The sequence below is a fragment of the Streptomyces sp. sk2.1 genome (assembly GCF_008120935.1).
Classification (GTDB): Bacteria; Actinomycetota; Actinomycetes; order Streptomycetales; family Streptomycetaceae; genus Streptomyces.
Window position 1 is genome coordinate 1 of sequence record NZ_RDBO01000287.1, and the last position, 2939, is coordinate 2939.

Here is a 2939-nt window from a genome sequence, read left to right on the forward strand (position 1 = left end):
AGGCCCGTCGTCAGTTGGCTGATGTCGAGGACAGGGCTCATGAGCCGCTGGCGATTGTCGGTATGGCATGTCGTTTTCCGGGTGGTGTGGTGTCTCCGGAGGGTTTGTGGGATCTGGTCGAGGGGGGTGTGGACGCGGTCGGGGAGTTTCCGGGGGACCGGGGCTGGGACGTGGCGGGTCTGTATGACCCGGATCCCGAGGCGGTCGGGAAGTCGACGACGCGTCATGGTGGTTTCCTGTACGACGCGGCCGGGTTCGACGCGGAGTTCTTCGGGATCAGTCCGCGTGAGGCCCTCGCGATGGATCCGCAGCAGCGGTTGCTGCTGGAGACGGCGTGGGAGGCGTTCGAGCGGGCCGGGATCGTGCCGGAGACCCTGCGCGGCACCGACACCGGAGTCTTCGTCGGGGCCATTCCCCAGGACTACGCCCCCGAGGTCGGCCATGTGCCGGGCGACGTCGAGGGCTACATCGGCTCCGGCGTCCTGACCAGCGTCGCGTCGGGCCGTATCGCGTACACCCTGGGGCTGGAGGGACCCGCGGTCTCCGTGGACACGGCGTGCTCCGCCTCGCTGGTCGCCCTCCACATGGCGGCACAGTCCCTGCGCAAGGGCGAGACCTCGCTCGCGCTGGCGGGCGGTGTGACCGTGATGTCCGCTCCCCGCATCTTCGTCGAGTTCAGCCGGCAGCGCGGGCTGTCGGCGGACGGACGCTGCAAGGCGTTCGCGGCCGGTGCCGACGGCACGGGTTTCTCCGAGGGTGTGGGTTGGTTGGTGCTGGAGCGGTTGTCGGACGCGCGGCGCAACGGTCACGAGGTCCTGGCGACGGTGCGGGGCAGCGCGGTCAACCAGGACGGTGCGTCCAACGGGCTGACGGCGCCGAACGGCCCGTCGCAGCAGCGGGTGATCCGGCAGGCACTGGCGAACGCGCAGGTCTCGGCGGCCGAGGTCGACGCGGTCGACGCCCACGGCACCGGCACCAGACTCGGCGACCCGATCGAGGCCCAGGCCCTGCTGGCCACCTACGGCCGGGCCCACCACCAGGACAACCCCGCGGTCTCCTCCTTCGGCATCTCCGGCACCAACGCCCACGTCATCCTCGAACAAACCCCCACCCCCGAGCCTGCCCCCGACACGGATACGGACACGGTTCCTGCCCCTGTCCCGGGGGTGGTGCCGTGGGTGCTGTCCGCCAGGTCGGCGGAGGCCCTGCGGGAACAGGCGGCAAACCTCGCCGGATTCGTGCAGGGGCGGCCGGAGGCGGAGCCGGTGGATGTGGGGTTCTCCCTGGCCACGGCGCGCACGGTCTTCGAGCACCGGGCGGTCGTCCTGGGCGGTGACCGTGACGAGCTGCTGACCGGGCTGCGGGCCCTGGCCGAGGACAGGCCCTCCGCGGACGTGGTCCGGGGCCGGGCCGTGGAGAACAACAGCCTGGCCCTGCTGTTCTCCGGCCAGGGCAGCCAGCGCACCGGGATGGGGCGCGAGCTCTACGAGACGTTCCCCGTCTTCGCGGAGGCGTTCGACGCGGCGTGTGTCTTCCTGGACCGGGAACTGGGCCGGGAGCTGGGCCGGGGACCGGCCCGGTCGTTGCGGGATGTCGTCTTCGCGGAGCCGGGCGGTGAGGCCGCGAAGTTGCTGGACGAGACGGTGTTCACGCAGGCCGGTCTGTTCGCGGTGGAGTCGGCGCTGTTCGCCCTGGTGTCCTGGCTGGGGGTGCGTCCGGATGCGGTGATGGGGCACTCGGTCGGCGAGATCACGGCCGCCTGGGCGGCCGGGGTGTTCTCCCTGGAGGACGCCTGTGTCCTGGTCGCGGCGCGCGGTGGGCTGATGCAGGCGGCCCGTTCCGGCGGTGCGATGGTCGCCATCGCCGCCCCCGAGAGCGAGGTCACCGAGCACCTGGCCGCGTATGAGGGGCGGGTGTCGGTGGCGGCGGTCAACGGGCCCGCCGCCGTGGTGGTCTCCGGCGACACCGACGCCGTGACCGAGATCGCCGACCACTTCCGCGAACAGGACACCCGCACCAAGCGCCTGACCGTCTCCCACGCCTTCCACTCACCCCACATGGACACGGCCGCCGACGCCTTCGAGCAGGCCCTGGCCGGGATCACCTTCCACGAACCGTCCCTGACCGTCATCTCCAACATCACCGGAGCCGTGGCCGAGCCGGAGACCCTGACCACCCCCGCCTACTGGGCACGGCACATCCGGGCAGCCGTCCGCTTCCACGACGGCATCACCACCCTCCACACCCGCGGCACCACCACCTACCTCGAACTGGGCCCCGACCCCGTCCTGACCTCGCTCACCCAGAGCATCCTGGACGCCCCCACGGCGATCGCCGCCCTGCGCACCGATCACGACGAGACCACCACCCTGCTGCGGTCCCTGGCCACCCTCCATGTCCACGGCATCACCGCCGACCTCTCCCCCCTCCTGACGGGCAGGACCTCAACACCCCTGGAACTGCCGACCTATCCGTTCCAGCACGAGGAGTTCTGGCTCCACCCCACCCCCCGCACCGACCTCACCACCGCCGGACTCACCACCACCGACCACCCCCTGCTCACCGCCGCCATCGACCTCGCCGACACCGGCCACCTCATCCTCACCGGACGCCTCACCCCCACCGACCACCCCTGGCTCACCCACCACACCATCGCCGGCACCACCCTCCTGCCCGGCACCGCCTTCGTCGACCTCGCCCTCCACACCGCCCACCGCACCGGCTGCACCACCATCGAAGAACTCACCCTCGAAACACCCCTCCCCCTCACCGACCAACCCCTCCACATCCAAACCGTCGCCGGCCCCCCCAACCCCGACGGCACCCGCACCCTCACCATCCAAACCCGCCCCGAAACCACCACCACCAACACCAACACCAACACCGGCGACGACACCCCCTGGACCCGCCACGCCACCGGCACCCTCACCCCCCACACC

Annotated in this window: 1 protein-coding gene; it reads left to right on the top strand. The window is 71.3% G+C overall.

Features of this window, described 5'->3' with window-relative positions; genetic code table 11:
* Nucleotides 1–2939: type I polyketide synthase (locus EAO76_RS43875; RefSeq protein WP_399463862.1), on the top strand; the 2939-nt coding region annotated here is incomplete at both ends.